Below are 2,810 nucleotides of genomic sequence, written 5' to 3'. Positions count from 1 at the left end.
TGTCCGGCGGTGTCCTACTCTCCCACACCCTCCCGGGTGCAGTACCATCGGCGCTGGAGGGCTTAGCTTCCGGGTTCGGAATGTGACCGGGCGTTTCCCCTCCGCCATGACCGCCGTAACCTTATCAACATGTCAAACACCAACCTGCACCAACACCAACCGTGTTGGGGTGTGTTTGTTTGTTGTGAGTTACACAGTGGACGCGTAGCAACTTTGATAGTCAAGTCCTCGGCCTATTAGTACCGGTCAACTGAACCCGTTACCGGGCTTACATTTCCGGCCTATCAACCCAGTCGTCTAGCTGGGGGCCTTACCCCACCAAAGGTGGGTGGGATACCTCATCTTGAAGCGAGCTTCCCGCTTAGATGCTTTCAGCGGTTATCCCTTCCGAACGTAGCTAACCAGCCGTGCCCCTGGCGGGACAACTGGCACACCAGAGGTTCGTCCGTCCCGGTCCTCTCGTACTAGGGACAGCCCTTCTCAAGTATCCTACGCGCACGGCGGATAGGGACCGAACTGTCTCACGACGTTCTAAACCCAGCTCGCGTACCGCTTTAATGGGCGAACAGCCCAACCCTTGGGACCTGCTACAGCCCCAGGATGCGACGAGCCGACATCGAGGTGCCAAACCATCCCGTCGATATGGACTCTTGGGGAAGATCAGCCTGTTATCCCCGGGGTACCTTTTATCCGTTGAGCGACACCGCTTCCACACGCAAGTGCCGGATCACTAGTCCCGACTTTCGTCCCTGCTCGACCCGTCAGTCTCACAGTCAAGCTCCCTTGTGTACTTGCACTCAACACCTGATTGCCAACCAGGCTGAGGGAACCTTTGGGCGCCTCCGTTACCTTTTAGGAGGCAACCGCCCCAGTTAAACTACCCACCAGACACTGTCCCTGAACCGGATAACGGTCCGAAGTTAGATACCCGAATCAACCAGAGTGGTATTTCAAGATTGCCTCCCCCCATACTGGCGTATGAGGTTCACCGGCTCCCACCTATCCTACACAAGCTAACTCAGATACCAATGTCAAGCTATAGTAAAGGTCCCGGGGTCTTTCCGTCCTGCCGCGCGTAACGAGCATCTTTACTCGTACTGCAATTTCGCCGGGCCTGTGGTTGAGACAGTGGGGAAGTCGTTACGCCATTCGTGCAGGTCGGAACTTACCCGACAAGGAATTTCGCTACCTTAGGATGGTTATAGTTACCACCGCCGTTTACTGGCGCTTAAGTTCTCCGCTTCGCCCCGAAGAGCTAACAGGTCCCCTTAACGTTCCAGCACCGGGCAGGCGTCAGTCCATATACATCGAATTACTTCTTCGCATGGACCTGTGTTTTTAGTAAACAGTCGCTTCCCCCTGCTCTCTGCGGCCATACAACGCTCCACCCGCGCGGGGCTTCACGTCTCCGGCCCCCCTTCTCCCTAAGTTACGGGGGCAATTTGCCGAGTTCCTTAACCACAGTTCGCCCGATCGCCTCGGTATTCTCTACCTGACCACCTGTGTCGGTTTGGGGTACGGGCCGCTAAGAACTCGCTAGAGGCTTTTCTCGGCAGCATAGGATCACTGACTTCACCTGAATCGGCTCGGCATCACGTCTCAGCCCCATGACGTGCGGATTTGCCTACACGTCGGCCTACACGCTTACCCCGGCACAACCACCGGCCGGGCTCAGCTACCTTCCTGCGTCACCCCATCGCTTGACTACTACCCGCCAGGTTCCCACGCTCCCCATGATTGGTCCGAAGACCGCCCACAGCTCGGGTGGTTAGCACAACGAGGTTCGTCAGGGACGCTCTTTCGCGGGTACGGGAATATCAACCCGTTGTCCATCGACTACGCCTCTCGGCCTCGCCTTAGGTCCCGACTCACCCAGGGCGGATTAACCTGGCCCTGGAACCCTTGGTCATCCGGCGGAAGGGTTTCTCACCCTTCTTTCGCTACTCATGCCTGCATTCTCACTCGTGCCGCGTCCACAACTCGATCACTCGGCTGCTTCACCCCCGGCACGACGCTCCCCTACCCATCCACACACCTGCACAAGAAACCCGAAGGAATCCTGCGAAGCACACATGTGAATGCCACAGCTTCGGCGGTGTACTTGAGCCCCGCTACATTGTCGGCGCGGAACCACTTGACCAGTGAGCTATTACGCACTCTTTAAAGGGTGGCTGCTTCTAAGCCAACCTCCTGGTTGTCTATGCGACCCCACATCCTTTTCCACTTAGCACACGCTTAGGGGCCTTAGCTGGTGATCTGGGCTGTTTCCCTCTCGACTACGAAGCTTATCCCCCGCAGTCTCACTGCCGCGCTCTCACTTACCGGCATTCGGAGTTTGGCTGATTTCGGTAAGCTTGTGGGCCCCCTAGACCATCCAGTGCTCTACCTCCGGCAAGAAACACGCGACGCTGCACCTAAATGCATTTCGGGGAGAACCAGCTATCACGGAGTTTGATTGGCCTTTCACCCCTAACCACAGGTCATCCCCCAACTTTTCAACGTTGGTGGGTTCGGCCCTCCACACGGTCTTACCCGCGCTTCAGCCTGCCCATGGCTAGATCACTCCGCTTCGGGTCTAGAACATGCGACTCAAACGCCCTCTTCAGACTCGCTTTCGCTACGGCTCCCCCACACGGGTTAACCTCGCCACATGCCACTAACTCGCAGGCTCATTCTTCAAAAGGCACGCCGTCACCCCTCAAGGCTCCGACGGATTGTAGGCGAACGGTTTCAGGTACTATTTCACTCCCCTCCCGGGGTACTTTTCACCATTCCCTCACGGTACTCGTCCGCTATCGGTCACCAGGAAG

General features: G+C 57.0%; 2 rRNA genes (1 of these 2 cut by a window edge). Both read right to left on the bottom strand.

Features of this window, described 5'->3' with window-relative positions:
• Position 1: 1 nt before the first annotated feature.
• Positions 2 to 118 (bottom strand): 5S ribosomal RNA (gene rrf / locus ACIBO1_RS32165).
• 98 nt (positions 119 to 216) lie between these two features.
• Positions 217 to 2,810: ribosomal RNA gene (locus ACIBO1_RS32160) — 23S ribosomal RNA — on the bottom strand; it runs 520 nt beyond the window's last position.

The sequence above is a fragment of the Micromonospora sp. NPDC049903 genome (assembly GCF_044460945.1).
In the GTDB taxonomy this organism is placed as follows: Bacteria; Actinomycetota; Actinomycetes; order Mycobacteriales; family Micromonosporaceae; genus Micromonospora.
Note: the sequence above shows the minus strand (reverse complement) of the source record. Positions and strands in the feature narration are given on the sequence as shown.